The organism is bacterium (assembly GCA_017744355.1).
Taxonomy (GTDB): domain Bacteria; phylum Cyanobacteriota; class Sericytochromatia; order S15B-MN24; family UBA4093; genus JAGIBK01.
Genome location: JAGIBK010000003.1, coordinates 187,053 through 208,736 on the forward strand (window position 1 = coordinate 187,053; position 21,684 = coordinate 208,736).

Genomic DNA, 21,684 nt, shown 5'->3' on the forward strand with positions numbered 1-21,684 from the left:
CCGATGGTCAAGTGTGTTGACGTAAGCCTCTTCTTTAGGCGAAGAGCGGCTACTCCCCAATGACCTCCCCACTCTAAGCGATCGCGCCCGAAGGCGCAATCGCGCCGCCCAGGGCCTCGTCACATGTTGACGGGCTGCTGGCGGATGATCCGCTCGACCAAGAGCGGGATGCTGCTGGGCTTGGCGCGGGCCGCCAAGAGATCGAGCACCGCCCCTTCGAGCTCGCGGCAGCGCGCCTCCCAGAGGCTCAGCTGAGTGCCGTGCCGGCGATCGAAGTCGCAACCGCGGGGCGCCAGCCGAACGTGGGGGACCTCGTCACGCAGGGCCCGCAGGTGGGCCTTGCTCGAGACGAAGGCCAGGTCGGCCTTGGCGAGCACGGCGCGCTCGCGCCGCGTCAGCCGGCGGCGTGGATCCGGGTGGTGAGCGACCACCAGCACCTCGTCGCAGGCCCCGATCAGGGCCTCGGCGTCCGGGTGCGCGGGGTCGAGCCAGAGGATGGGGGTCTTGAGATCGAGGGCGCGGGCGGCCGCCTTGACCTCGTGCCGCAGGCGCCAGCGGGCGATGAGGCCGTCACCCGGTAGGCGGAAGGGCGGAGTCCAGCAATAAAGGTGGCTCGCAAGGCGCCGAGGCTTCACCCCAAAACGGCAGCGCATCGCCCACTTGGCCCGGTAGCGGGCATCACCGAGGCGGGCGCAAGCATGGAAGAGCGAACAAGGGGCGTCGATGAACAGCACCCGGTTCATCTCAGCCAGGAACCCCATCAAGGGCGCTCGCTCGGCCGAGCGCGGGTCGTCCCAGTCCACCGCCGACAAGCAGATGATGTCGTGACCCGACAGGCGCATGGCCGTTCCCTCCCCGCTGCATCGCCCCGCTCCGACTCCAGGATAGAGAAGGCCCGTATCCGGAACTTCGTCCGCAACGGAGAATGGTTTGGGGGAAAAGGATTGAGGCGAGCCTAAGCGCGGGCGGTCTGCGTCCGGTGGCGCGCCTCCAGGTGCACCATGAGCAAGTTCACGTCCGCCGGGGTCACCCCGCCCACCCGCGAGGCCTGCGCCAAAGTGCGGGGCTGAATCCGCGAGAGCTTGTCCTGGGCCTCGCGCGACAGGCCCGTGATGGCGCGGTAGTCGAGATCCGCAGGCAAGGGCTTGTCCTCGAGGCGCTTGAGCTTTGCGATCTGGGCCGTCTGGCGCTCGATGTACCCGGCGTACTTGGTCTGGATGCCCAGCTGCTCGATGACCTCGGCCGGGACCTCGCCGGGCTCGCGGCCCGCGATCTCCCAGACCAGGGGAGCCGGCACCGGGGGACGGCGCAGCAGCTCTTCGAGGGTGACGGGTCGCTCCACCCGCTCGCCGCAGGCCGCCATGAGCCGTTCGTTGAGGTCGTCCGAGGGCAGGAGGCGGGTCTTCTTCAGCCACTCGCGCTCGCGGGCGATCGCCTCCTGCTTGGCGGTGAAGACGGCCCAGCGCCTATCATCCACCAGGCCCAGCTCGCGACCGAGCGCCGTCAGGCGCTCGTCGGCGTTGTCCTGGCGCAGGTAGAGCCGGTACTCGGAGCGGCTCGTCAGCATGCGGTAGGGATCGTTGATCTCCTTGGTCACCAGGTCGTCCACCAGGGTCCCGATGTAGGACTCCGAGCGGGGGAAGACCACCAGTTCGAGGCCCTTGGCATAGCGGGCGGCATTGATGCCGGCCACCAGGCCCTGGGCCGCGGCCTCCTCGTAGCCCGAGGTGCCGTTGATCTGGCCCGCCGTGAAGAGACCCGGGGCGAGCTTGCACTGGAGGGTCGCATGCAGCTGGGTGGCGGGGATGTAGTCGTACTCGACCGCGTAGCCCGGCTTGAGCATCACGACCTCTTCGAGGCCCGGCATGGTGCGGAGCATCTCGAGCTGGACCTCAGCAGGCAGGCTCGTGGACATGCCCTGGACGTACCACTGGATGGTGTCCTCGCCCTCGGGCTCCAAGAAGACCGGGTGCGTCTCCTTGTCCGGGAAGCGCACGACCTTGTCCTCGATGCTCGGGCAGTAGCGCGGCCCCACCCCCTCGATCATGCCGGTGAACATGGGGGAGCGATCGAGCGCGCCGGTGATCACCGCGTGGGTCGCGGGGATGGTGTGGGTCAGGTAGCAGGGGTGCTGCGGGGTGGGCGCCTCGGGCGGCACGAAGGAGAAGTGGAGATCGGGGGTCCCGCCCGGAGCGAGGGCCATCCGGTCGAAGCGCAGGGTCCGGCCGTCCACCCGGGGCGGGGTGCCGGTCTTGAGGCGACCGGTGCGCAGGCCCAGGGCGTGCAGGCTCGCGGTGAGGGCGTTGGCGGGGGCTTCCCCGGTGCGGCCGCCGGGTTCGGCGTCGAGGCCCGTGAAGAGCTTGCCGCGCAGGAAGGTGCCGGTCGTAAGCACCACCGCCCGCGCCAAGAGACGCTCGCCCTTGTCGGTCACAAGCTCCACCCCGCCGTCGGGGGTCGGGTGCATCGCCTCGATCAGGCCCTCGAAGATGGAGAGGTTCGGAGTCGAGAAGACGACCGCCTGCATGGCCTCGGCGTAGCGCTTCTTGTCCGACTGGGCCCTGAGGGCCTGGACGGCGGGCCCCTTTGAGGCGTTGAGGACCTTGATCTGCATGGCGGTGCGGTCGGTGACGCGGGCCATCTCGCCGCCCAGGGCATCGATCTCGCGGACCAGATTGCCCTTGGCGGGACCGCCGATGGCGGGGTTGCAGGGCATGGTCGCGATGGTCGTTCGGCTCCCGGTCGCCAGGGCGGTACGGCAGCCGAGCCGCGCCGAGGCGAGCGCCGCCTCGCAGCCCGCATGGCCGCCTCCGATGACGATCACGTCCCAGTGCATCGGTTCTCGCCCCTTTCCGCGTGTGCCTTTCCAGAAGGTGCATGGTAGCCGGAATCGACGAATTCCAAAAGAGGCACGAGGGGCGTTGGGCAGATGGCCGTCGCCAGGAACCCTCCCCGCCGGCTAGGATCGCTCGCGGTGGGAGATCGACCGCCGCGCGAAAAAGGGGCCGCAAAAGGGGCCGCAAAAGGGTCCGAAAGAGGGTCCGACGATGAAGCAGACCGACCTGATCATCCTGACGCTCTGCATCGTGGCGGCGCTCATGGGGGCAGGGCTCGGAAAGGCCCGTTCGACCCCTCCTCCCGCCGGGATCGCGCCGCTGCAGGGGCCTTCGCGTTGACAAGCCCCCAGCCATGGCGTACAGTCACAGAGGGTAAATCAGACCAATTTTGTCGGATTTACCCAAGCCACGCGTCAGAGCGAAGGTTGGAGCCGCGATGAAACTGACCAAAGCGACCGAGTACGGGATCCTGACCCTGCTCTACCTGGCCAAGCAGCCTGAAGGGCAGCTCAGCGACACCGCGCGCATCGCCGAGGTCGAGCGCATCCCGCCCTCCTTCCTCGGGAAGCTGGTCCCTCTGCTCGTCAAGGCGGGCCTGGTGCGATCGCACCGCGGCTCCCACGGGGGGATCGCCCTGGGACGCCCCGCCGACACCATCACCCTGCGACAGGTCGTCGAAGCCACCGAAGGCGAAATCGCCGTCAACGACTGCACCTCCTCGACCCCACATGCCTGCTTCCGCACCGGCTGCGCCGTGCAGGCCGCCCTGCTCGCTGCCCAGCAGCAGTTCATGGCGGCCCTCGAGGCCTACACCCTCGAGGGGCTCGCACTTCAGGACGGGGTCCGGCACGTCTCGGTGGAGCTCGACCTGGCCGCGCTCCCATAGGAAGCCACGGGCATGATCTACCTGGACTACCACGCCACCACCCCGATGGACCCCCGGGTCCTCGAGGCCATGCTGCCCTACTTCACCGAGCACTTCGGCAACGCCGCGAGCCGCAACCACCCCTACGGGTGGGCCGCCGAGCAAGGCGTCGAGAAGGCCCGCGAGCAGATCGCCCTCTTGATCGGCGCGCTGGACGATCGGGGCCACGCCAGCGGCAAGGAGATCGTCCTGACCTCCGGGGCCACCGAGTCGATCAACCTCGCCCTCAAGGGCGTCGCCGAGATGTACGCCGAGAAGGGCAAGCACCTCATCACCACCAAGGTCGAGCACAAGGCGACCCTCGACACCTGCGCCCACCTGGAGCGCCTCGGCTACGAAGTCACCTACCTGGACGTCGATCGCTTCGGCTTGATCGACCTCGCGGCGCTCGAGGCGGCCATCCGCCCCGACACCATCCTCGTCAGCATCCTGCACGCCAACAACGAGATCGGCACGGTGCAGGACCTCTCGGCCATCGGCGAGATCACCCGCTCCAAGGGCGTGCTGCTCCACGTGGACGCCGCCCAGAGCGCGGGCAAGGTGCCCGTCGACGTCAAAGCCATGAAGGTCGACCTGCTCTCGCTGTCGGGTCACAAGCTCTACGGCCCCAAGGGGGTCGGCGCCCTCTACGTCCGTCGCAAGGGGCCCCGCGTGCGCCTCAGCGCCCAGACCCACGGCGGCGGCCACGAGCGCGGCATGCGCTCGGGCACCCTCAACGTGCCGGGGATCGTCGGCCTGGGCAAGGCCTGTGAAATCGCCCGCCTCGAGATGGCCGACGAGGGCCTGCGGCTCGCCAGCCTGCGCGACAAGCTCTACCGCGCCATCACCGAGGCCATCGACCACGTCCACCTCAACGGGCACCCGACCCAGCGCCTGCCGGGCAACCTCAACCTCAGCTTCGAGTTCGTCGAGGGCGAGAGCCTCATGATGGGCATGAAGGGCATCGCCGTCTCGTCAGGCTCCGCCTGCACCTCGGCGTCGCTCGAGCCCTCGCACGTCCTCAAGGCCATCGGGGTGTCGAGCGACCTGGCGCACACCTCGCTGCGCTTCGGGCTCGGCCGCTTCACCACCGAGGCCGAGATCGACGAGACCGCTTCGATCGTGATCGCCCAGGTCCAGCGCCTGCGCGAGCTCTCGCCGCTCTACGAGATGTACAAGGACGGCATCGACCTCAAGCAGGTCCAGTGGCAGGCCCACTAACTCAGGCAGGAAGAACCATGACCTACAGCGACAAGCTCATCCGCCACTACGAGAACCCCAGCAACGTGGGCTCCTTCCCCAAGGACGCCGCGGGCGTCGGCACGGGCATCGTCGGCGCGCCCGAGTGCGGCGACGTCATGAAGCTCCAGATCAAGGTCAACGACCAGACCCACGTGATCGAGGACGCCAAGTTCAAGACCTTCGGTTGCGGCTCGGCGATCGCGAGCTCCTCGCTCGCCACCGAGTGGCTCAAGGGCAAGACCCTGGACGAGGCGCTCACCATCAAGAACACCGCCATCGTCGAGGAGCTCGCCCTGCCCCCCGTCAAGATCCACTGCTCGGTGCTCGCCGAGGATGCGATCCGCATGGCGATCAGCGATTACCAGCAGAAGCGCGCTGCCGCTTCGACCACGGAGGCCTAAAAGATGACGACCGAGACCACCCCCAAGCCCAACCTGATCAACGTGACCCCCAAGGCGATCGCTCACGTCAAGTCGCTGCTCGAGCGCCAGGGCAAGCCCGATGGCTACCTGCGCGTCGGCGCGACCGGCGGCGGCTGCTCGGGCCTGAGCTACAAGCTCGACATGGCCGACGCCCCCAACGCGGACGACCGCGAGATGGTGTTCGACGGCCTCAAGGTCCTCATGGACCCCAAGAGCTCGCTCTTCTTGAGCGGCCTCGAGCTGGACTACAACGACGACCTCATGAACGCCGGCTTCACCTTCCGCAATCCCAACGCCGTCCACACCTGCGGCTGCGGCAACTCCTTCGGCGTCTAACTCCCATCTCTCCCCCCTGCCCCCTGGCGGGGCGGGGGTGGGGGGATACAATCAAGTTCCTCAGAACCTCGTCATGACGCCATCCGACCACTTCGCTGTCTTCGACCTCCCCGAGCGCCTCACTCTCGATCGCGCCGACCTCGAAGCGCGCTATCACGCCCTTGCGCGCCGCTTCCACCCCGATCGCTTCATGACCCGTCCCGAAGCCGAGCGCGAGGCCGCCAGCGACCAGATGGAGCGCGCCAACGCGGCCTACCGCGTGCTGCGCGATCCGCTCTTGCGGCTACGCCACGTGCTCGATCGGCACGGGATCAAGGCCGACGTGCGGCAGGGGGTTCCCGTCGAGCTAGCCGAGACCTACTTCGACCTGCAAGAAACCCTCGAGGAGCTTGCCGAGGCCAGTGACGAGGCCCGCGCCCCGCTGCGCGAGACGGCCCGAGCGCTCCGCGACCGGATTCAGGCCAGCGCGGACGGCCTCGCCCACGAGCTTGCGACGCGCGGCGCCGAATGGGACGCCGATCCTCGCCTGGAGACGCTCGAAACCCTCGCCCTCTCTCTCGATCGTCATACCTACCTGCTGTCCATGCTCCGTGACATCGACGGCAAGCTCTCGAATTTCTAAAAGGACACCACCATGGCCAAGATCGTCGGTATCGACCTGGGGACCACCAACAGCCTGGTGGCCATGGTCGTCGAAGGGCAGCCCGTGGTCCTGCCGGACGCCAACGGCGAGCCTCTCATCCCCTCGGCAGTCGCGATCGCCGAGAGCGGTCGTCAGCTGGTGGGCCGTGAGGCCAAGGCCGTCACCGATCCCCGCCGCGCCGCCACCTCCTTCAAGCGCCTCATGGGCCGCGGCCTCGCCGACTTGGCCGAAGACTCCGCCCTGCTTTCCTACGATGCCTCGGCCAGCAGCGACGAAGTCATCCGCCTCACCCTCGGCGGCAAGCGCTTCACGCCGGTAGAGCTTTCGAGCCTCGTCCTGCGCAAGCTCAAAGCGATCGCCGAGACCCACGCCATCGGCCGCATCAAGCAGGCGGTCGTCACCGTGCCAGCCTACTTCAACGACGCCCAGCGCCAGGCCACCCTGACCGCGGGCAAGCTCGCCGGCCTCGACGTGCTGCGGCTGGTCAACGAGCCCACCGCCGCCTGCCTCGCCTACGGCCTGGACCGCAAGCGCCAGGGCCACGTCGCGGTTTACGACCTAGGCGGCGGGACCTTCGACGTCTCGATCCTCAAGCTCACGGACGGTGTCTTCGAGGTGCTCGCCACCTGCGGCGACACCCGGCTCGGCGGCGACGACTGCGACGCGGCGCTCGCAACCTGGCTCGGCGAGCGCCTCTTGAGCGAGCGCCCCACCCTTTCCCTCGACGACCCGAGCCTCACGGCCGCCCTGCGCCGCGCGGCCGAGGCGGCAAAGCACGCCCTCTCGCACGACGAGAGCACCCTTCTCACGCTCGAGCACCCCTCCCTCGGCGAACCCTTCGCCCTCACCCTCACTCGCGAGGGCTTCGAGGCACTCGTCGCCCCCATCCTGGACCGCACCCTCGCCATCTGTCGTCAGGCGCTTTCCGACGCGGGCCTCACGTCCGACGCCATCGACGACGTGGTGCTGGTGGGCGGCTCCACTCGGATGCCCATGGTCAAGCGCCTGGTCGCGGCCTTCTTCGGCCGGACGCCCAACGACTCCCTCGATCCCGACCAGGTGGTCGCCCTCGGGGCGGCGGTACAGGCGGACGTACTCTCGGGCGAACGCGACGACGTCCTGCTCCTGGACGTGAACCCGCTCTCCCTGGGCATCGAGACCCTCGGCGGGGCGGTCAGCCGCCTCATCAACCGCAACGCCACGGTGCCCGCCTCGTCCCGCGAGGTCTACACCACCTCGGTGGACAACCAGACCGCCGTCATCGTCCACGTGGTGCAGGGCGAGCGCGAGCTGGTGCAGGACTGCCGCAGCCTCGCCCGCTTCAAGGTCGCCGTCGAGCCCGGACCCGCCGGCATGGCGCGCGTCGAGGTCAAGTTCGCCATCGATGCGAGCGGCGTCTTGCAAGTGACGGCCAAGGACCTGCGCAGCGGCGCGGCCCAGTCGGTCACGGTCAACGCGACCTTCGGGCTCGCCGACGCCGAGGTCGAGCAGATCCTGCGCGAGTCGGTCCAGCACGCCGCCGAGGACGCCGAGGCCCGCGCCCTGATCGAGGCCCGGGTGGAGGGCGAGGGGATCCTGGCGGCGGCCGACAAGGCGCAGCACCACCCCGCCGCCGCGGCCCTCACCGCTCCCGAGCGCGAACACCTACAGACGGCGATCGCCAACCTGGGCGCCGCCCTCGCAGGCAAGCAGCCCCAGGCGATCAAGGACGCGGCCGAAGCCCTGAACGAGGCCTCTCACCGGCTCGCCGAGCTCATCCTGGGCACGACGCTGCGGGCAGCGGTGGGCGACGCCACCGACAACATCTCAGCAATACCCATTTCTCAGTAAGTGACAAACAATGCCAAAGATCACTTACTTACCTGAAAACATCACCGTCGAGGTCGAACCCGGCCAGAACGTGCTCGAAGCCGCCCTTGCGAACGGCATCCATCTGGACCACGCCTGTGGCGGCTTCTGCGCCTGCTCCAGCTGCCACATCCACGTCGAGGCGGGGATGGAGCACACCTCCGAGCAGGAGGATCCCGAAGCCGACCAGGTGGAAATGGCGCAGGGCATCAGCCTCAAGAGCCGCCTGGCGTGCCAGACCAAGGTCTACGGCGACATCATCGTACGACTGCCGCCCCAGAAGGGACTCGGCTAACACCGCAGGCGCCCCCGGCTGTCCCGTCAGATAGGAGAGAACCCATGCCCACAACTCCCTTCAAGCCTTCCGAAACCCGACTCGGCGCCACCTTTGCCAGCGTCGGCGACTGGGAGCTGCCCGCTCGCTTCTTGCCCGTTGCCGAAGAGGTGGGCCGCGGCCGCTCGCTCGGCGGCATCGTGGACCGCTCCGACTGGGGCAAGCTGTGGCTGACGGGCAAGGACGCCGCCGACTTCCTGCACAACTACACCACCCACAACATCCAGGCCCTCGCCCCCGGCAAGGGGATCCAGACCGCCGTCACCACCTGGAAGGGGACGATGGTGGACCACGTCTTCGTCATGCGGCGCGAGGACGGCCTGTGGCTCCTCACCCACCCCGACCGCGCCCAGGCCGTGTACCAGGCGCTCGACAAGTACCTGCTCGGCGTGGACGTGAAAATCGAGGACCGCACCGAGGGCTACGGCCTGCTCTACGTCTTCGGCCAGCTCGCGCGCCCGGTGATCGCCAAGGCCACCGGCCTCCAGCCCGTCTGGGAGGAGCACGCCCCTGTCTCGGTGCGGATCGGTGGCAGCGAGGCCCTGGTCGCTTCGACCTGGCCCGCCTTCGGCGCGGGCTACCACGTCCTGGTCGAGAACGCCTCGGCCCTTGCGGTCTACGACGCGCTCGTGCGCGAAGCCGACGCCAAGGGCATGCTGCCCATCGGCGCCGAGGCCTGGGAGCAACTGCGCATCGAGCAGGGCATCCCCGCCTTCGGCCACGAGATCGGCGAGGACGTGAACCCCTGGGAGGCGCGGCTCGCCGACTCGGTGAGCATGTCCAAGGGCTGCTACCTGGGCCAAGAGGTCGTCGCCCGGCTCGCCAACTACGACAAGGTGCAGCGCTATCTGATCGGCCTGCGCTTCGAGGGCGCACGCATCCCCGCCAAAGGCACCGAGATCCAGGTCGAAGGCAAGAAGGTCGGCGTCGTCACGAGCGCCATGGCAGGCAGCGCCTTGGGCTTTGTGAAAGGCGCCCACGTGGCCCCCGGCACGCGCGTCATCCTCAAGGACGGAGAGCAGGAGATCCCTGCTGTCCTGGAGAGCCGCCCCTTCTGGAGCGAGCTGCTCAACGAGGGTATCGGCGCCCGTTACTGATCGACCCGGCGCACCAGGACGGCGGGCTCGGCCGGATCCCCCTCACCGAAGACCCCGTAGTGGTCGGTATTGATCCAACGCATGCCATCGGCGCGCAGCTCCGCTTGGACGGCGTAGCGGTGGCCGGGCTGGATCGCCGAGGCATTGTAGGGCAGCGAGAAGGCAATGGGCACCTGGCCCGCGACGGTAATCGTCCGCGCGCTGATCACCTCGGCGGGGGCATCGGCGCGCGAGACGTCCACCAGCTTCACCGTGAGGGTCGCCCCCGGCAAGAGGGCGATACGCTCGCGGTAGCTCACGGTGCCCTTGAGCTCGCGGGCCGCGGCGACGGCCGAAGAGGTGGCTGCGGGCCTGGCGCAGCCCGCGCACTGGATGGCCGCGGCAGGGAGCGCCACGAGCAGCAACGCGCCTAGCAGCGAGGCTACGACACCGATTCGCATGGTCACGACCTTTCTCGAAACAGGGTTCCGAGGCTTTGACGAAGCGCACCGCCCCACGGTTCGATGACGCACCCCGATCTGCCAGGCGTGATAAACTGGGCGCTATGCGGATCTATCGAAACCAGGACGAAATCGTACGGCACGGGCGCCTCGCCAACAACGTCTGGACGCGCTTTCTCGGGCTGCAATTCAGCAAGGAATTGCCCGAGGGCCACGGCCTCCTCATCACGCCGTGCAACTCCGTCCACATGTTCTTCATGAACTACCCGATTGACGTGGTATTCTTGACCAAAGACCTCGTCATAGAGCGCCTTTTGCCGGATCTAAAGCCGTGGCGCGTCTCGCCCGTGGTCATGAAGGCGTACCAGACCCTCGAAGTGCCCGCCGGAACCATTGCAAAGTACGATCTCAAGGTCGGCGATCGCTTGGAAATCAAGGAGTAGGCGTGAGCGAAGCGTCTAACGAAACTGTGCCCACACGTTCCCCCTCCCTGGTTCCGACGAAGACCCGCCGCGCCCAGCGAATCGGGGCAATTGCGATCGCCCTCGGCCTCGTGGCCATGCCCGCCTGGGCCGCCACCTTCACCGACCTGCCGGAAGGCAGCTCCCGGACCACTCTCGCGAGCCTGCTCGCCGATCGCGGCATCATGAGCGGCATCGGCGAGAGCGAGTTCGGCGGCGACACCCCCATCACCCGCTACGAGCTCGCGGCGATCCTCAACGCCCTCTTGGACCCGCGCGACGTCCCCTTCAACGTGGTCGCCTGGTCCGACATCCCGCCGGGCCATCCGGCCATGCCCTCGGTCAGCCGTGTGACGAGCCTCAGCCTGCTTACGGGCGAGGGCGGGCGCTTCGTCGGCCTTCGCCGGGTGAACCGCTTGGAGTTCGCCGCCGCCCTCGATCGCTTGCTCGCTTACCGCTCGGTCACGGCACCGCCGCGCCTCAAGGGCCCCGCCCGCGGCTTCTCGGACGTGCCTGTCGCAGGCGAGTCGGGGCAGTTGCTCGATCGCGCCGCCAACTTCTGGCAATTCGTCGACGCCCCCAAGCGCGTGCGCTTCCGCCCGTTCGATCCCATCACCCGAGGCGAGGCCCTCGACATGCTGGCGCGAGCGGCCATGCTTCTCGATCCGACCCTCCAGGAGCCCATCAAGGCGGCCCTCGCCGCGGCGGCCCCCGCTCCGGTTCACACGCCGGCCCCCACGCCGCACCCGACGCCCAGCCCCTTCTGGGAAGCCCCTCATCCCACCCCGAACCCGACGCCGCACCGCACCCCGGCCCCTGTGCGTACCCCCGCCCCGCTCAAGACGGCGGCCCCCGTGCGCACCCCGACGCCGGTCGCCACCCCGCGCCCCGTCCCGACGCCGGCGCCCGTTCGCACGCCCGCGCCGGTTTTCACGCCCGCGCCCACGCCCGTGCCGACCCCCGTCGTTTCCTTCACTCCGGCGCCCGAGCCCACTCCCGAGCCGGAGCCCACGCCGCGCTTGCCCTTCTGGCTGCGTGACGAGCAGGCGAGCAAGGCCCCGAGCCCCGCTCCCACCACCAAGCCTCAGCCCGCCCCCACGGCCAAGCCCACGCCTACGCCCGCGCCGGTCCCCACCCCGACGCCCAGGCCCCAGCCCACGCCGACGGCGAAGCCCGTAAGCGGCGGCCTCAAGACGAGCCAGGGCCCCGGCAAACCCAGCACCCCCGCGCCGGCCTTCGCCGAGCTGCTGGTGCCGAAGGCTCGCCTGGGCCTCGACCCGGTCCTGTTCTACCAGGGCAGCGGTCTCCAAGCCCTCTTCCCCGGCTACTTCAACCTGGACGCCTCGGGCGAGTACTGGCACGAAGCCTTCGGTGGCGCGCTCTCGCTCGGGACCATCTACCCCATCCCCGTGACCCAGCCCCAGAGCGACTACTTCGACTTCCACCTGCACGGCGAGGGCTACTACAAGCTGCCTTTCCGCGGTGATGACTGGCAGGCAGCCGTCGGCGCGAGCGTCATGACGCGCATGCTCAGTGGCCAGGCGAGCACAACCTTCGACGCCAACACCATGGGCCTCGGCCTCGGCCCCGCGGGCCGCATCGCCTACCGGGTCATGCCCGCCCTGAGCCTGCACGGCGCCGTCCAGCTCTATCCGCTCATGTTCCACTCCTACCAGGAAGCCACGGCCCTCGGCCTGCTCGGGGCGTGGCAAGTCGGCGGCGAGTACGATCTGCTGCCCCTGGGCGCCGGGATGCTCAAGGCCCACGTCTACTACCAGGGCACCCTGGGGGCCACCTTCGACAAGGCAGGCATGCAGACGGCTCAAATGCTCTCCATCGGAGCGGGGGGAAGCTTCTAAGATGCCACTGGTGTACCTCTTGACCGGCGCCATCCTCGCGCTCTACTCGCTGGGCAGCATGTTCCCGGGGGTGGCGGGCAACATGCTCGCCGACCAGATCCGGAAGCAGTACGGCCCCTTCTCCAAGCTCGACGTCAGCGTCGTCACCGATCCGCCCATCCGCGCGCTAGGCGGCCAGGTGGACAGCCTGCGCATCAAGGCCGAGGGCTTCGCTGTCGAGGGCGTGCCCATCTCGACGGCGAGCATCGAGACCGATCCCTTCCACGTGGACACGGGCGGCGCCCTCTTCGGCAAGACGCCGACGCTCAAGCAGCCGCTCGAGGCCACCGTCTCGGCCGTCCTCACCGAGGACGGACTCAACGTGCTCTTGAACTCGCCCTCGGTGACGAAGCACCTCAAGGGCATCCAGGCCCAATTCAGCGTCATCCCCGGGATGAGCGTCACCCGTACCGTGGACATCGTGCCGGGTCGGCTGCGCCTGAGCCAGGGCCGGCTCTCGGTAGACGGCAACGTGGACATGGGCGGCGGCACCCGCGTGCCCTTCGCCTTGAGCGCTGCCCCTCGCCTGGTCGGCGAGAACCAGCTCGCCTTCAGCGATATCCAGGCGAGCCTCTTCGGGAGCCCCATCCCCCCCACCATGCTGGGGGATGCGGTCAACCGTCCCATCGACCTTTCGCGCTTCGAGGCCCCCGGCACCACCTATCGCTTCACGGGGCTCGGGGTGGTCCCCGGCAGGCTCTGGGTCGACGCCCGGATCGGCGTCAGCACCCTCGGAGGCAAGTAACATGACGGACGCGATTGCCCTCGAAGGGCTAACCAAGCGCTTCGGCGAAACGACGGGAGTCTTCGGGCTCGACCTGCGCGTGGCGCCGGGGCAGATCTTCGGCTTCCTCGGCCCCAACGGGGCCGGCAAGACCACCACCATCCGGCTCTTGCTCTCCTACCTCAAGCCCGATGCCGGCACGGCCCGGGTCTTTGGCCTGGACGCCCAGCGCGACGCCGTCGCCCTGCGACAGCGGATCGGGTACTTGCCCGCCGAGTTCAACCTCTACGAGCACATGACGGGGCAGGCCCTGCTCACCTACCTCGCCCGCTATCGCCCGGCGGGCTCCCTTGACCGGGCGCACGCACTGGCTCAGCGCCTGAACATCAAGCTCGACGGCAGGATCCGGCACTACTCCAAGGGAATGAAGCAGAAAGTGGCCCTCATCCAGGCCATGATGCACGACCCGGACCTGCTGATCCTGGACGAACCCTCGGACGGCTTCGATCCCCTCATCCAGCAAGAGTTCCACCACCTGCTCACCGAGGCGCGCGCGCGGGGCAAGACCGTCTTCCTCTCGTCGCACATCCTCTCGGAGGTCGAGCAGCTCTGCGACCAGGTGGCCATCATCCGGGGCGGCAAGCTGCTCGCGGTCGAGGGGATCGAGCACCTCCAGGCGCGCAAGATTCGCCTGCTCAACCTCAAGTTCGACGCTCCCCTCAACGCCCGCGACCTCAGCCTGCCGAACGCCACCTTCCGCTCCCAGCAGGGTCAGCAGGCGAGCTTCGCCTATGCCGGCGAGGCCAAGGAGCTTCTCACCGCCCTCTCGGCGCTGCCCGTCGCCGACTTCACCCTGGAGCCCGCCCGCCTCGAGGAAATCTTCCTCGGCTACTACGAGAGTCCGCGCCCGTGAACCTCGATCTGATCCGGCACGAAGCCGCAAGCGCCTGGCGCTTCCTCACCCTGCTCTGCCTCGGCCTCTTGCTCTTCGGCGTGCTGATGAGCGCCCTCTTCCCGTCCATGCAGGCGTCCATGGCCGAGATGCTGCGCATGGTGCCGAGCTTCCTGCAGCCGCTGGTCCGCTCGCGGGCGGGCATCGACACCTTCGAGGGGTTCGCCGGCATGGCCTTCTCCCACCCGGTGCTCCTGGCGCTGTTCGCCGCCTGGGCCATCGCGCGCGGCTCGCAGGCGATCGCCGGCGAGATCGAGGCCGGCACGCTCGGCTGGATGCTGAGCTATCCCCTCGACCGCGTGGCCTTCGTCCTCTCCAAGGCCCTCGTGCTGCTCGTCGGCGCAGCCCTGCTCGCCGTCTCGCTCATCGCGGGACTCCTGGGAACCGCCGAGGCCCTCGACATCGCCCACGCGGGGCTTCGCCCCTACCTGCTCGCAGGCGTCGAGACCTTCATGCTCTACGGGGCCATCGGCGCGCTCACCCTCTGCATCTCGGCCATGGTCTCCGAGAAGGGGAAGGCCGTCCTGGCCGGCACCGGGCTTCTGCTCGGCAGCTTCTTGCTGAACTACGTCGCCGAGCTGTGGGCGCCCGCCAAGGCGGTGCGCTTCCTGTCGCTCTTCGCCTACTACGACCCCAAGGGCGTGCTCGGCGGAGCACCGCTCGCCCTCTCGCACCTGTTGGTGCTGGGCGGGGTCATGGTCGTGGCGATCGCCGGGGCCGCCCTCGCCTTCCGGCGGCGGGACCTCTCGATCTAAAAAACGTTAGGAAAGGCGATCCTCGAACTGGGCGATGAGGTCGAGCACGTCGCGGCGCTTGAAGGGCTTGATGAGATAGCCGTCAGCGCCCGAGACCATGCCCTCTTCTTGGTCGGCGCCGCTCGCGCGCGCCGACTGGCAGATGACGATCCCGGTGAAGGAAGGCGCGTCCTTGATGCGTCGGATCGCCTCGAGCCCGTCGAAGTCGCCCGGCATCAGCACGTCCATGAAGACCATGTCAGGGTTGAGCCGCAGGGCCGCCTCGACCCCCGAGGGCCCGTCCGAGGCGATCGTCACCTGGTGGCCCTCGCGCGAAAGCAGCAGGCTCAGGATCTCGGCGTTGGTCGGTTCATCGTCAACCACGAGAATTTTCATCGGACGCATGACCTCGATTCTACCACAGCATGACCTGTCAAACCCGCACTCAGCCTTGAGTCAACTCCCCTGATCGAAGGCCTTCGCGGCGCGCTGAATCGCTCCGATGACGCGCGGTCCCGGCCGCGAGACGTCATCGGCCGGCAGGGCGACCAACCGGGGTCGCTTGAGGCGGGCCTTCAGGCGCTCGGCAGCCGGTCGCAAGTTGTCCGAGAAGGCGATCACATCCGGGGCGCTCGCGATCAGCGCCTCTTCCGAGAAGGTCGCGTAGCCGGGGGCCGTCACGACGTTGCGTCCGCCCGCACGCTTCACCAGATCGTCCAGGAAGGTCTTGGGCCCGGCCGACATGAGCGGGCGATCCCAGACCATGAAGAAGACCTTGGGGTGCGAGCGGCTGGGGGCGATGGCCGCGAGCTGGCGGCGGTAGTTCACGGCGAAGCGCTTGCCCTCCGGGCCGATGATCGCCCCGAGGCCCTCGGCGTTGGCGGCCACCGATTCGAGGTCATCGCTCGGCAGGATGGCGAGGGGCACCTTGAGCATGCGGGCCAACTGGGCATAGACCGGCGCCTTGCTCGGAATCCCCAGCACCAGATCGGGCTTGAGGGCGAGCACCCGCTCCACGCTCAGGCTCTCGGCGGCCCCCACCTTGGACTTGCTTCGCGCCTGGGCCGGATAGTCGCAGGCGTCGGTCACGCCGACCACCCGGTCCCCCCAGCCGATGGCGTAGAGCAGCTCGGTGTTGGACGGCGCCAGCGACACGATCCGCTGATAGCGGCCCGCCGGCACCGGCTGCCCCCCGAAATCGAGGAGCGCGGCATGGGCGGGCGCTGCGATCGCGAGCAACGCAAGCAGACAGAGCAGGAACGGCACGCGGCCTCCCTTCAAACGCAAGCAGGACCAGGGACCGAGCAGCATCATACCCGCCTGCGCGCGCGTACATAAACGCGCAATGAATGTTTGATAGAAATTTAACCTACTCTGAACCAGATCCGCATCCTTGCTCGCGATAACACCTCTTGAACGGAGGATCTGGGATGAAGCGCCTTCACTGGTTGTTGTTGCTGACGATGCTCGCCGCGGGCTGCGGTCGCGCCCCCATGGGCGTCGATCTGGGCCTCGATCGTCCCGTCACCCCCACTCCCACCCCCACCGCGACTCCCACTCCGCGCCTGGCGAGCCTGCCCAGCGATCCGTTCACCAAGAAGGTGGACGGCAAGAAGATCATCCCCGGCGACCCGGTGAACATGGTCATGGTCGGCAGCGAAGCGGCCGTCCACGGCGCCATCCTCAAGGCCGGCTGGATCACCGCCGAGCCCATCACCTTCCAGACCTCCCTGCGGATGGCCAACGCCTACGCCTTCAACCTGCCCTACCCCAACTCGCCCATGAGCCCGCTCTTCATGTTCGATCGCGAGCAGGACGTGGGGTACCAGAAGAACAGCGCCGACGTGCGCAAGCGCGATCACTTCCGCATCTGGAAGACCCCGGTGCGCGACCCCAACGGGCGCGAGACCTGGGCGATCGCCGCCACCAAGGACGTCAAGGTCCGCGTCATCAACGGCCCGACTCACGTCATCGACCCCAAGATCGACGAGGAGCGCGCCTACGTCGCCCAGACCCTCTTCGAAACGCAGTTGGTGACCGACCGCTACGAGATCCCCGGGATCGGCCGCCCCTACCAGGGCAAGAACGGCGAAGGAGATCCTTACGAGACCGACGGCATGGCCCACGTGCTGGTCGTGGCCGAGAGCGCGGCTTTCGCCGCGCGCTAACCCCACGGATCGGCGAGGCACGCCGCACCCCTCAAGCACCTGACGCGCAAACCATTCGATTACAGGGGGGAGGACCCGCTTGCATCGCAACGGGCCCGGCTCCCCTGTTTTGCTATACTGGGAAGCGTCCTTCACGATAACCCAACGGCCAACAATCCCCCTACTCCTTGAAGCATCAGGCCAGTCGTCCGATCGGTCTTCGCCCGTTCAAGAACGAGAGGAGGTTTCAATGCGCCCGAAAATCGGCGATCGCGTCCTCATCGCTCCGAGGCCCCATGCCGCCGACCAAGGTAGCTCCGAGGGCATCGTCGCTCAGATCCTCACCAAGTCCTCGACCCACCCGCGCGGCATCAAGGTCCGCCTCACCAGCGGCGAGATCGGCTGCGTCCGCGCCGTCTTCGTGAGCGGCCGCTAGCGCCTGCGGCTGTTTCGGTCCAAGACAAGCCCCCCTTCGCGCCCCGGCCCGGCTCCTTAATAGGAGCCGGGCCGGGGCGTCGTTGATGAGCGGACGTTAGGAAACGGGCACCTTGGCGGCCACCCGGACCTTGGCGCGGCCGTACAGCTCGGAGAGCTCGCGCATGGTCTTCGAGAGGGCCGTGTCCAGGTCCTGCGAGCGCACGCGCCAGGCCCAGTTGTCCACGGCCTGGCCGGGGACGTTCATCCGGGCCTCGGCCCCCAGCCCCAGCCAGTCCTGCACGGGGATGATCGCAAGGTCCGCCACCGAGGCGAAGGCCATGCGGATCAGGGCCTTCGAGACGCTCTCGGCCTCGGAGCCGATGTAGGCCCGCAGGTGCTCGCGCTCCTTCTCCTCGACCTGGGCGAAGAAGCCCTCGGTCGTGTCGTTGTCGTGCGTGCCGGTGTAGACGACGCAGTTGGGCGACTTGTAGTTGTGAGGCAAGTAGGCGTTGTCCGCGTCCGAGCCGAAGGCGAACTGCAGGATCTTCATGCCGGGCAGGCCGGCGCCGTCGCGCAGGGCCTCGACCTCGGGGGTGATGACCCCCAGGTCCTCGGCGATGATGGGCAGGTCGCCGAAAGCGCGCTTGAGCGCATCGAAGAAGGCGCGATCAGGCCCCTTGACCCAGCGGCCGTTGACGGCCGTCTCCTCGCCGGCGGGGATCTCCCAGTAGGCCTCGAAGCCCCGGAAGTGGTCGACGCGGATCACGTCGTAGAGGGTCAGGGCCATCTTGAGGCGCTCGATCCACCAGGCGTAGCCGCTCTTGGCGAGCACCTCCCAGCGGTAGAGCGGGTTGCCCCAGAGCTGGCCGGTCTCGCTGAAGTAGTCGGGCGGCACCCCCGCCACCACCGTGGGATGGCCCTGGGTGTCGAAGTGGAAGATCTCGGGATTGGACCAGGCATCCGCGCTGTCGTAGGCGACGAAGATGGGCAGGTCGCCGATGATCTGCACCCCGCGGGCCGCGGCGTAGCGCTTGAGGTCGGTGTACTGGCTGAAGAAGAGGTACTGGACGAAGGCGTGGTAGCGCACCTGGGGCTCCAGGCGGCGATGCCACTCGGTGACGGCCTCGGGCTTGCGATCGCGCAGGGCCGGCTCCCACTCGGCCCAGCTGGTGCCGTCGAAGTGCTCCTTGAGGGCCATGAACAGGGCGAAATCCGCAAGCCAGGACGCGCTGCCGCGGCAGAAGCCCTCGAAGCGCTGCCGCTCCTCGAGATCCGCGCGCGCCTCGAAGCCTTCGAAGGCCTTGCGCAGCTTCTCGGCCTTGTAGGGGATCACCCAGCCGTAATCGACCTTGTCCTCGGGGAAGGCGGGCACGTCCGAGAGGTCCTCGGCCGTGAGCCAGCCGTCCTGCACCAGCTGCTCGAGGTCGACCAGCATGGGGTTGCCGGCGAAGGCCGAGAGGGACTGGTAGGGCGAGTCCCCGTAGCTGGTGGGGCCCAGCGGCAGGACCTGCCAGTAGCGCTGGCCGCTCTCGGCCAGGTAATCGACGAAGCGGTGCGCCTCGTCGCCGAGCGTGCCGAGGCCGAAGCGACCGGGCAGCGAGGTGGGGTGCAGCAGGACGCCGCTAGAACGTGGAAACTTCAAGAAATCCTCCACCATCGTGACAAGGGGACGTACGCCTTCGAGTGTACTGGATCCGGACGCGCGGCGAAACTGCTCCTGCCAGCCGACCCATGGCCGCCGATCTGGGACGAGGGCTCGCCCAGCGGGCAGTTTTCCACAATCATGGTATAATTGAATTCTTAATCCCGTGTCTAAGAGCACCTAACAAAACCAGGCATGCCAGCATTGGCCGCCGGAGGCGGCGTGATGAAACGGTTTCGTTAGACGCTCTAAGTGAGCTTAGCGTTCACGGGAGCGTCTCTCGGGTGCCCTGGCACGGCGTCCCCGGGCCGACGGCGCCGGCGGTTCCGGCGCTTCGTGAAGAGGAGGCAACGATGGCCATGCTACTGGGAGCCAAGTGGTCGGCTACCGCGCGCCGGAAGGTCAACGAGGCAATCGACCTCGGCATGATCCCCAACGCCGCGGAATACACGATGGTCGACAGCATTGAGGGCGCCTGCGCCGTGATGGCCTATGAGCGCTCCAGCGGCCGCAGCAGCAAGTCCGGGTCCACGTCCTTCTTCACCATCGAGTGGGACACCGAAGACGCCGAGCCGCGCGTCTCGCCCCTCAACTCCCTGGTGCGCAAGCCGGCCGTTCCCTAGGCTTCTAACCGCTTTTCAAGCCCCCTTCCAGCCAGTCTGGAAGGGGGCTTGAACTTGGCGACTTTCAGGCGTTGACGGGGGTGAGCACGCTCGCTACAATGAAAAAGTTAATTCCCGTTTAAGAAAGGGTTATTAAATGCGCAAGTTGTCCATGGGGCTGGTTCTCGGCGCGTTCGCGCTCTCGCTGGTCGGCTGCGGCCTCGCTCCGCAGGGAACCGCGCGCGTCGCGACGAAGACCGTCTCGTCTGTGAAAGCCCTGGACAACGACCACGACGTGACCCACGCCAAGCTCAACGCCATCGTCAAGCGCGTGCTCTCGGAGCAGATGAGCCAGCTGCTCGCGACCGTCGACCAGAACCGCGACGGGGCGATCGCCACGGCCGAGTACGCCGCGGGCCGTCCCGCCGACGTGGTCGAGCTCTTCGTGACGCACTTCGACGGCAACAAGGACGGCAAGGTCACCCCGGCCGAGCACGCCGCCGGTCTCCAGAAGCTCGAGACCATCGAGGCCTACCATCACCTGGTCGAGCAGCGCATGGGCAAGGCGATCGCGCCTTACACCGCCGACAAGGACTTCGACTACATGGAGCTGCGCGAGTACCTGACCAAGGACCTCGGCCTCACGGGCGACTTCCCCTTCGTCACGCGCCTCTTCGCCAAGTGCGACCTGAACGAGGACGAGAAGCTCCTCTCGGCCAAGGGTGAAGGCCCCGTCTTCCTGCTCCTCTTCGCCCGGCCCCAGCTCGAAGGCGCCCTCGGTCTGACCGTCAACCCCATCGAAGAGTAAGACAACCGCTCGACTTGCGTCCCCCCCTTCGCTCCCGTAACATCATGCGGGGCGAGGGGGGTTTTCCTTTGCCTGCGTGCTACGAAAGGACCACCATGGGCGTCAAGCTACTCGAGAACCGCGGTCTCACCTTCGACGACGTGCTCATCGTTCCCAAGCGCTCGTCCGTGTACTCCCGCAAGGAGGTCTCCCTCGAGACCCGGCTGGTCGGGGACCTGACGCTCTCGCTCCCCATCATCAGCGCCAACATGGACACGGTCACCGAGCTCTCCATGGCCTGCGCCATGCACGAGCTGGGCGGCCTGGGCGTCATCCATCGCTTCATCCCCGACGCCCGTGAGCACGCCCGCATGGTCTCCGCGACCCCGGGCCACCGCATCCTCGCCATCGGCGTCAAGGAAAGCGACCTGGACAAGATCCCCCTGGTCGAAGGCCTCGCCGGCGTGCTGATCGACGTGGCCCACGGCCACAGCGATCGGGTGCTCGAGACGATCCAGACGGTGCGCGAGCGCCACCCCGGCCTCTGGGTCATCGCGGGCAACGTGGCGACCCCCGAGGGGGCCTGGGACCTCCTGGAAGCGGGCGCCCACGCCCTCAAGGTCGGGGTCGGCCCCGGCGCGGTCTGTACCACCCGGATCGTCACGGGCTGCGGGGTGCCCCAGCTCTCGGCCATCATCAAGTGCCGGGCGGCCCTGGATCGCTGGTACGACGTGGAGAAGCGCAAGGCCCGTCCCCGCATCTCACAGGCCCCCACCCTCATCGCCGACGGCGGCATCCGCAACTCGGGCGACATCGTCAAGGCGCTGGTAGCGGGCGCCGACAGCGTCATGATCGGCAGCCTCTTCGCGGGTACCGACGAGGCGCCGGGCGAGGTCATCACCGAGAACGGCCAGAGCTACAAGATGTACCGGGGCATGGCCTCGGCAGGCGCCCAGGCCAAGGTCGGCAGCGATCGCACCCCCGAGGGCATCTCGACCCTTATCCCCTACAAGGGCTCGGTGACGCCCCTGATCAAGGAGCTCGAGGGCGGCATCCGCTCGGGCCTCAGCTACTGCAACTCGCGCTCGCTGGAGGACCTGCACCAGCAGACCATCGAGCTGGTCCAGGTCACCCAGGCGAGCATGGCCGAGAGCCGACCTCACGCGGCGACCCGGGCCGGGGCGATCGCCCACCAGCCCTCGGTCTTCCTGTAGGCGTCA

At 68.1% G+C, this 21,684-nt stretch carries 24 protein-coding genes; 18 read left to right on the forward strand and 6 right to left on the reverse strand.

The window, feature by feature from the left end:
• Positions 1-119: 119 nt before the first annotated feature.
• Entirely contained in the window at positions 120-842 is a 723-nt protein-coding gene (locus J7643_09695) for a hypothetical protein (GenBank protein MBO9540851.1), read from the reverse strand.
• A gap of 113 nt (positions 843-955) precedes the next feature.
• Positions 956-2,833 carry a tRNA uridine-5-carboxymethylaminomethyl(34) synthesis enzyme MnmG gene (gene mnmG, locus J7643_09700; GenBank protein ID MBO9540852.1) on the reverse strand — a complete coding sequence of 626 codons (1,878 nt, stop codon included), beginning with the start codon at positions 2,831-2,833 and terminating at the stop codon, positions 956-958.
• Positions 2,834-3,270: 437 nt separating this feature from the next.
• Here mnmG and J7643_09705 point away from each other — a divergent pair, with 437 nt between their 5' ends.
• From J7643_09705 to J7643_09740, 8 genes are all read left to right on the forward strand, one after another.
• Entirely contained in the window at positions 3,271-3,720 is a 450-nt protein-coding gene (locus tag J7643_09705; protein MBO9540853.1) for an Rrf2 family transcriptional regulator, read from the forward strand.
• A gap of 12 nt (positions 3,721-3,732) precedes the next feature.
• On the forward strand, positions 3,733-4,959 hold the full coding sequence (locus tag J7643_09710) for an IscS subfamily cysteine desulfurase (protein ID MBO9540854.1): 1,227 nt from the start codon (positions 3,733-3,735) through the stop codon (positions 4,957-4,959).
• A gap of 17 nt (positions 4,960-4,976) precedes the next feature.
• Positions 4,977-5,381 carry a Fe-S cluster assembly scaffold IscU gene (gene iscU, locus J7643_09715; protein ID MBO9540855.1) on the forward strand — a complete coding sequence of 135 codons (405 nt, stop codon included), beginning with the start codon at positions 4,977-4,979 and terminating at the stop codon, positions 5,379-5,381.
• A 3-nt stretch (positions 5,382-5,384) separates the two neighbouring features.
• Positions 5,385-5,738, forward strand: coding sequence for an iron-sulfur cluster assembly accessory protein (locus J7643_09720; protein MBO9540856.1), 354 nt, complete (start codon positions 5,385-5,387; stop codon positions 5,736-5,738).
• A 73-nt stretch (positions 5,739-5,811) separates the two neighbouring features.
• Positions 5,812-6,360 (forward strand): Fe-S protein assembly co-chaperone HscB, encoded by a 549-nt coding sequence (gene hscB / locus J7643_09725; GenBank protein ID MBO9540857.1) that lies wholly within the window; start codon positions 5,812-5,814, stop codon positions 6,358-6,360.
• Between the two features lie 12 nt (positions 6,361-6,372).
• Positions 6,373-8,211, forward strand: coding sequence for a Fe-S protein assembly chaperone HscA (gene hscA / locus J7643_09730; GenBank protein MBO9540858.1), 1,839 nt, complete (start codon positions 6,373-6,375; stop codon positions 8,209-8,211).
• A 10-nt stretch (positions 8,212-8,221) separates the two neighbouring features.
• On the forward strand, positions 8,222-8,524 hold the full coding sequence (locus J7643_09735) for a 2Fe-2S iron-sulfur cluster binding domain-containing protein (protein ID MBO9540859.1): 303 nt from the start codon (positions 8,222-8,224) through the stop codon (positions 8,522-8,524).
• Between the two features lie 44 nt (positions 8,525-8,568).
• Complete coding sequence (locus J7643_09740) at positions 8,569-9,660, forward strand: aminomethyltransferase family protein (protein MBO9540860.1); 1,092 nt, start codon at positions 8,569-8,571, stop codon at positions 9,658-9,660.
• On the opposite strand, the gene J7643_09745 is transcribed toward J7643_09740, so the two are convergent.
• Complete coding sequence (locus J7643_09745) at positions 9,654-10,106, reverse strand: YbaY family lipoprotein (protein ID MBO9540861.1); 453 nt, start codon at positions 10,104-10,106, stop codon at positions 9,654-9,656. The two genes, J7643_09740 and J7643_09745, sit on opposite strands and share 7 nt — an antisense overlap.
• A gap of 98 nt (positions 10,107-10,204) precedes the next feature.
• On the opposite strand from J7643_09745, the gene J7643_09750 reads away from it, so the two are divergent.
• The 5 genes from J7643_09750 to J7643_09770 are packed head-to-tail and all read left to right on the forward strand — an operon-like array spanning position 10,205 to position 14,890.
• Positions 10,205-10,543 (forward strand): DUF192 domain-containing protein, encoded by a 339-nt coding sequence (locus J7643_09750; GenBank protein ID MBO9540862.1) that lies wholly within the window; start codon positions 10,205-10,207, stop codon positions 10,541-10,543.
• 2 nt (positions 10,544-10,545) lie between these two features.
• The gene (locus tag J7643_09755; protein MBO9540863.1) at positions 10,546-12,420 is read left to right on the forward strand and encodes an S-layer homology domain-containing protein; all 1,875 of its coding nucleotides are present in this window, start codon (positions 10,546-10,548) and stop codon (positions 12,418-12,420) included.
• 1 nt (position 12,421) lies between these two features.
• Entirely contained in the window at positions 12,422-13,204 is a 783-nt protein-coding gene (locus J7643_09760) for a DUF2993 domain-containing protein (GenBank protein ID MBO9540864.1), read from the forward strand.
• A 1-nt stretch (position 13,205) separates the two neighbouring features.
• A complete protein-coding gene (locus J7643_09765; protein ID MBO9540865.1) occupies positions 13,206-14,096 on the forward strand; it encodes an ABC transporter ATP-binding protein in 891 nt (296 codons plus the stop codon).
• A complete protein-coding gene (locus tag J7643_09770) occupies positions 14,093-14,890 on the forward strand; it encodes an ABC transporter permease subunit (protein MBO9540866.1) in 798 nt (265 codons plus the stop codon). Before J7643_09765 ends, J7643_09770 begins: the two co-directional genes overlap by 4 nt.
• Before the next feature lie 6 nt (positions 14,891-14,896).
• Here the strand turns inward: J7643_09770 and J7643_09775 are convergent, their stop codons facing one another.
• Both J7643_09775 and J7643_09780 read right to left on the reverse strand, forming a co-directional pair.
• Positions 14,897-15,253, reverse strand: coding sequence for a response regulator (locus J7643_09775; protein ID MBO9540867.1), 357 nt, complete (start codon positions 15,251-15,253; stop codon positions 14,897-14,899).
• 72 nt (positions 15,254-15,325) lie between these two features.
• The gene (locus J7643_09780; GenBank protein ID MBO9540868.1) at positions 15,326-16,135 is read right to left on the reverse strand and encodes an ABC transporter substrate-binding protein; all 810 of its coding nucleotides are present in this window, start codon (positions 16,133-16,135) and stop codon (positions 15,326-15,328) included.
• 164 nt (positions 16,136-16,299) lie between these two features.
• Here J7643_09780 and J7643_09785 point away from each other — a divergent pair, with 164 nt between their 5' ends.
• Both J7643_09785 and J7643_09790 read left to right on the forward strand, forming a co-directional pair.
• Positions 16,300-17,037 (forward strand): LssY C-terminal domain-containing protein, encoded by a 738-nt coding sequence (locus J7643_09785; GenBank protein ID MBO9540869.1) that lies wholly within the window; start codon positions 16,300-16,302, stop codon positions 17,035-17,037.
• A gap of 229 nt (positions 17,038-17,266) precedes the next feature.
• The gene (locus J7643_09790; protein MBO9540870.1) at positions 17,267-17,452 is read left to right on the forward strand and encodes a DUF2196 domain-containing protein; all 186 of its coding nucleotides are present in this window, start codon (positions 17,267-17,269) and stop codon (positions 17,450-17,452) included.
• A 96-nt stretch (positions 17,453-17,548) separates the two neighbouring features.
• On the opposite strand, the gene malQ is transcribed toward J7643_09790, so the two are convergent.
• Complete coding sequence (malQ, locus tag J7643_09795) at positions 17,549-19,075, reverse strand: 4-alpha-glucanotransferase (GenBank protein ID MBO9540871.1); 1,527 nt, start codon at positions 19,073-19,075, stop codon at positions 17,549-17,551.
• 353 nt (positions 19,076-19,428) lie between these two features.
• Between malQ and J7643_09800 the strand changes: the two genes are divergently transcribed.
• The 3 genes from J7643_09800 (at position 19,429) to J7643_09810 (ending at position 21,678) form a co-directional block, all read left to right on the forward strand.
• A complete protein-coding gene (locus J7643_09800; protein MBO9540872.1) occupies positions 19,429-19,698 on the forward strand; it encodes a hypothetical protein in 270 nt (89 codons plus the stop codon).
• 136 nt (positions 19,699-19,834) lie between these two features.
• On the forward strand, positions 19,835-20,485 hold the full coding sequence (locus tag J7643_09805) for a hypothetical protein (GenBank protein MBO9540873.1): 651 nt from the start codon (positions 19,835-19,837) through the stop codon (positions 20,483-20,485).
• A 95-nt stretch (positions 20,486-20,580) separates the two neighbouring features.
• Positions 20,581-21,678, forward strand: coding sequence for a guanosine monophosphate reductase (locus J7643_09810; protein MBO9540874.1), 1,098 nt, complete (start codon positions 20,581-20,583; stop codon positions 21,676-21,678).
• The last annotated feature ends 6 nt before the right edge of the window (positions 21,679-21,684 follow it).

Coding starts and splice junctions, on each gene's coding strand:
- J7643_09695 (MBO9540851.1), bottom strand. CDS start 842: ATGCGCCTGTCGGGTCACGACATCATCTGCTTGTCGGCGGTGGACTGG.
- mnmG (MBO9540852.1), bottom strand. CDS start 2,833: ATGCACTGGGACGTGATCGTCATCGGAGGCGGCCATGCGGGCTGCGAG.
- J7643_09705 (MBO9540853.1), top strand. CDS start 3,271: ATGAAACTGACCAAAGCGACCGAGTACGGGATCCTGACCCTGCTCTAC.
- J7643_09710 (MBO9540854.1), top strand. CDS start 3,733: ATGATCTACCTGGACTACCACGCCACCACCCCGATGGACCCCCGGGTC.
- iscU (MBO9540855.1), top strand. CDS start 4,977: ATGACCTACAGCGACAAGCTCATCCGCCACTACGAGAACCCCAGCAAC.
- J7643_09720 (MBO9540856.1), top strand. CDS start 5,385: ATGACGACCGAGACCACCCCCAAGCCCAACCTGATCAACGTGACCCCC.
- hscB (MBO9540857.1), top strand. CDS start 5,812: ATGACGCCATCCGACCACTTCGCTGTCTTCGACCTCCCCGAGCGCCTC.
- hscA (MBO9540858.1), top strand. CDS start 6,373: ATGGCCAAGATCGTCGGTATCGACCTGGGGACCACCAACAGCCTGGTG.
- J7643_09735 (MBO9540859.1), top strand. CDS start 8,222: ATGCCAAAGATCACTTACTTACCTGAAAACATCACCGTCGAGGTCGAA.
- J7643_09740 (MBO9540860.1), top strand. CDS start 8,569: ATGCCCACAACTCCCTTCAAGCCTTCCGAAACCCGACTCGGCGCCACC.
- J7643_09750 (MBO9540862.1), top strand. CDS start 10,205: ATGCGGATCTATCGAAACCAGGACGAAATCGTACGGCACGGGCGCCTC.
- J7643_09760 (MBO9540864.1), top strand. CDS start 12,422: ATGCCACTGGTGTACCTCTTGACCGGCGCCATCCTCGCGCTCTACTCG.
- J7643_09765 (MBO9540865.1), top strand. CDS start 13,206: ATGACGGACGCGATTGCCCTCGAAGGGCTAACCAAGCGCTTCGGCGAA.
- J7643_09785 (MBO9540869.1), top strand. CDS start 16,300: ATGAAGCGCCTTCACTGGTTGTTGTTGCTGACGATGCTCGCCGCGGGC.
- J7643_09790 (MBO9540870.1), top strand. CDS start 17,267: ATGCGCCCGAAAATCGGCGATCGCGTCCTCATCGCTCCGAGGCCCCAT.
- J7643_09800 (MBO9540872.1), top strand. CDS start 19,429: ATGGCCATGCTACTGGGAGCCAAGTGGTCGGCTACCGCGCGCCGGAAG.
- J7643_09805 (MBO9540873.1), top strand. CDS start 19,835: ATGCGCAAGTTGTCCATGGGGCTGGTTCTCGGCGCGTTCGCGCTCTCG.
- J7643_09810 (MBO9540874.1), top strand. CDS start 20,581: ATGGGCGTCAAGCTACTCGAGAACCGCGGTCTCACCTTCGACGACGTG.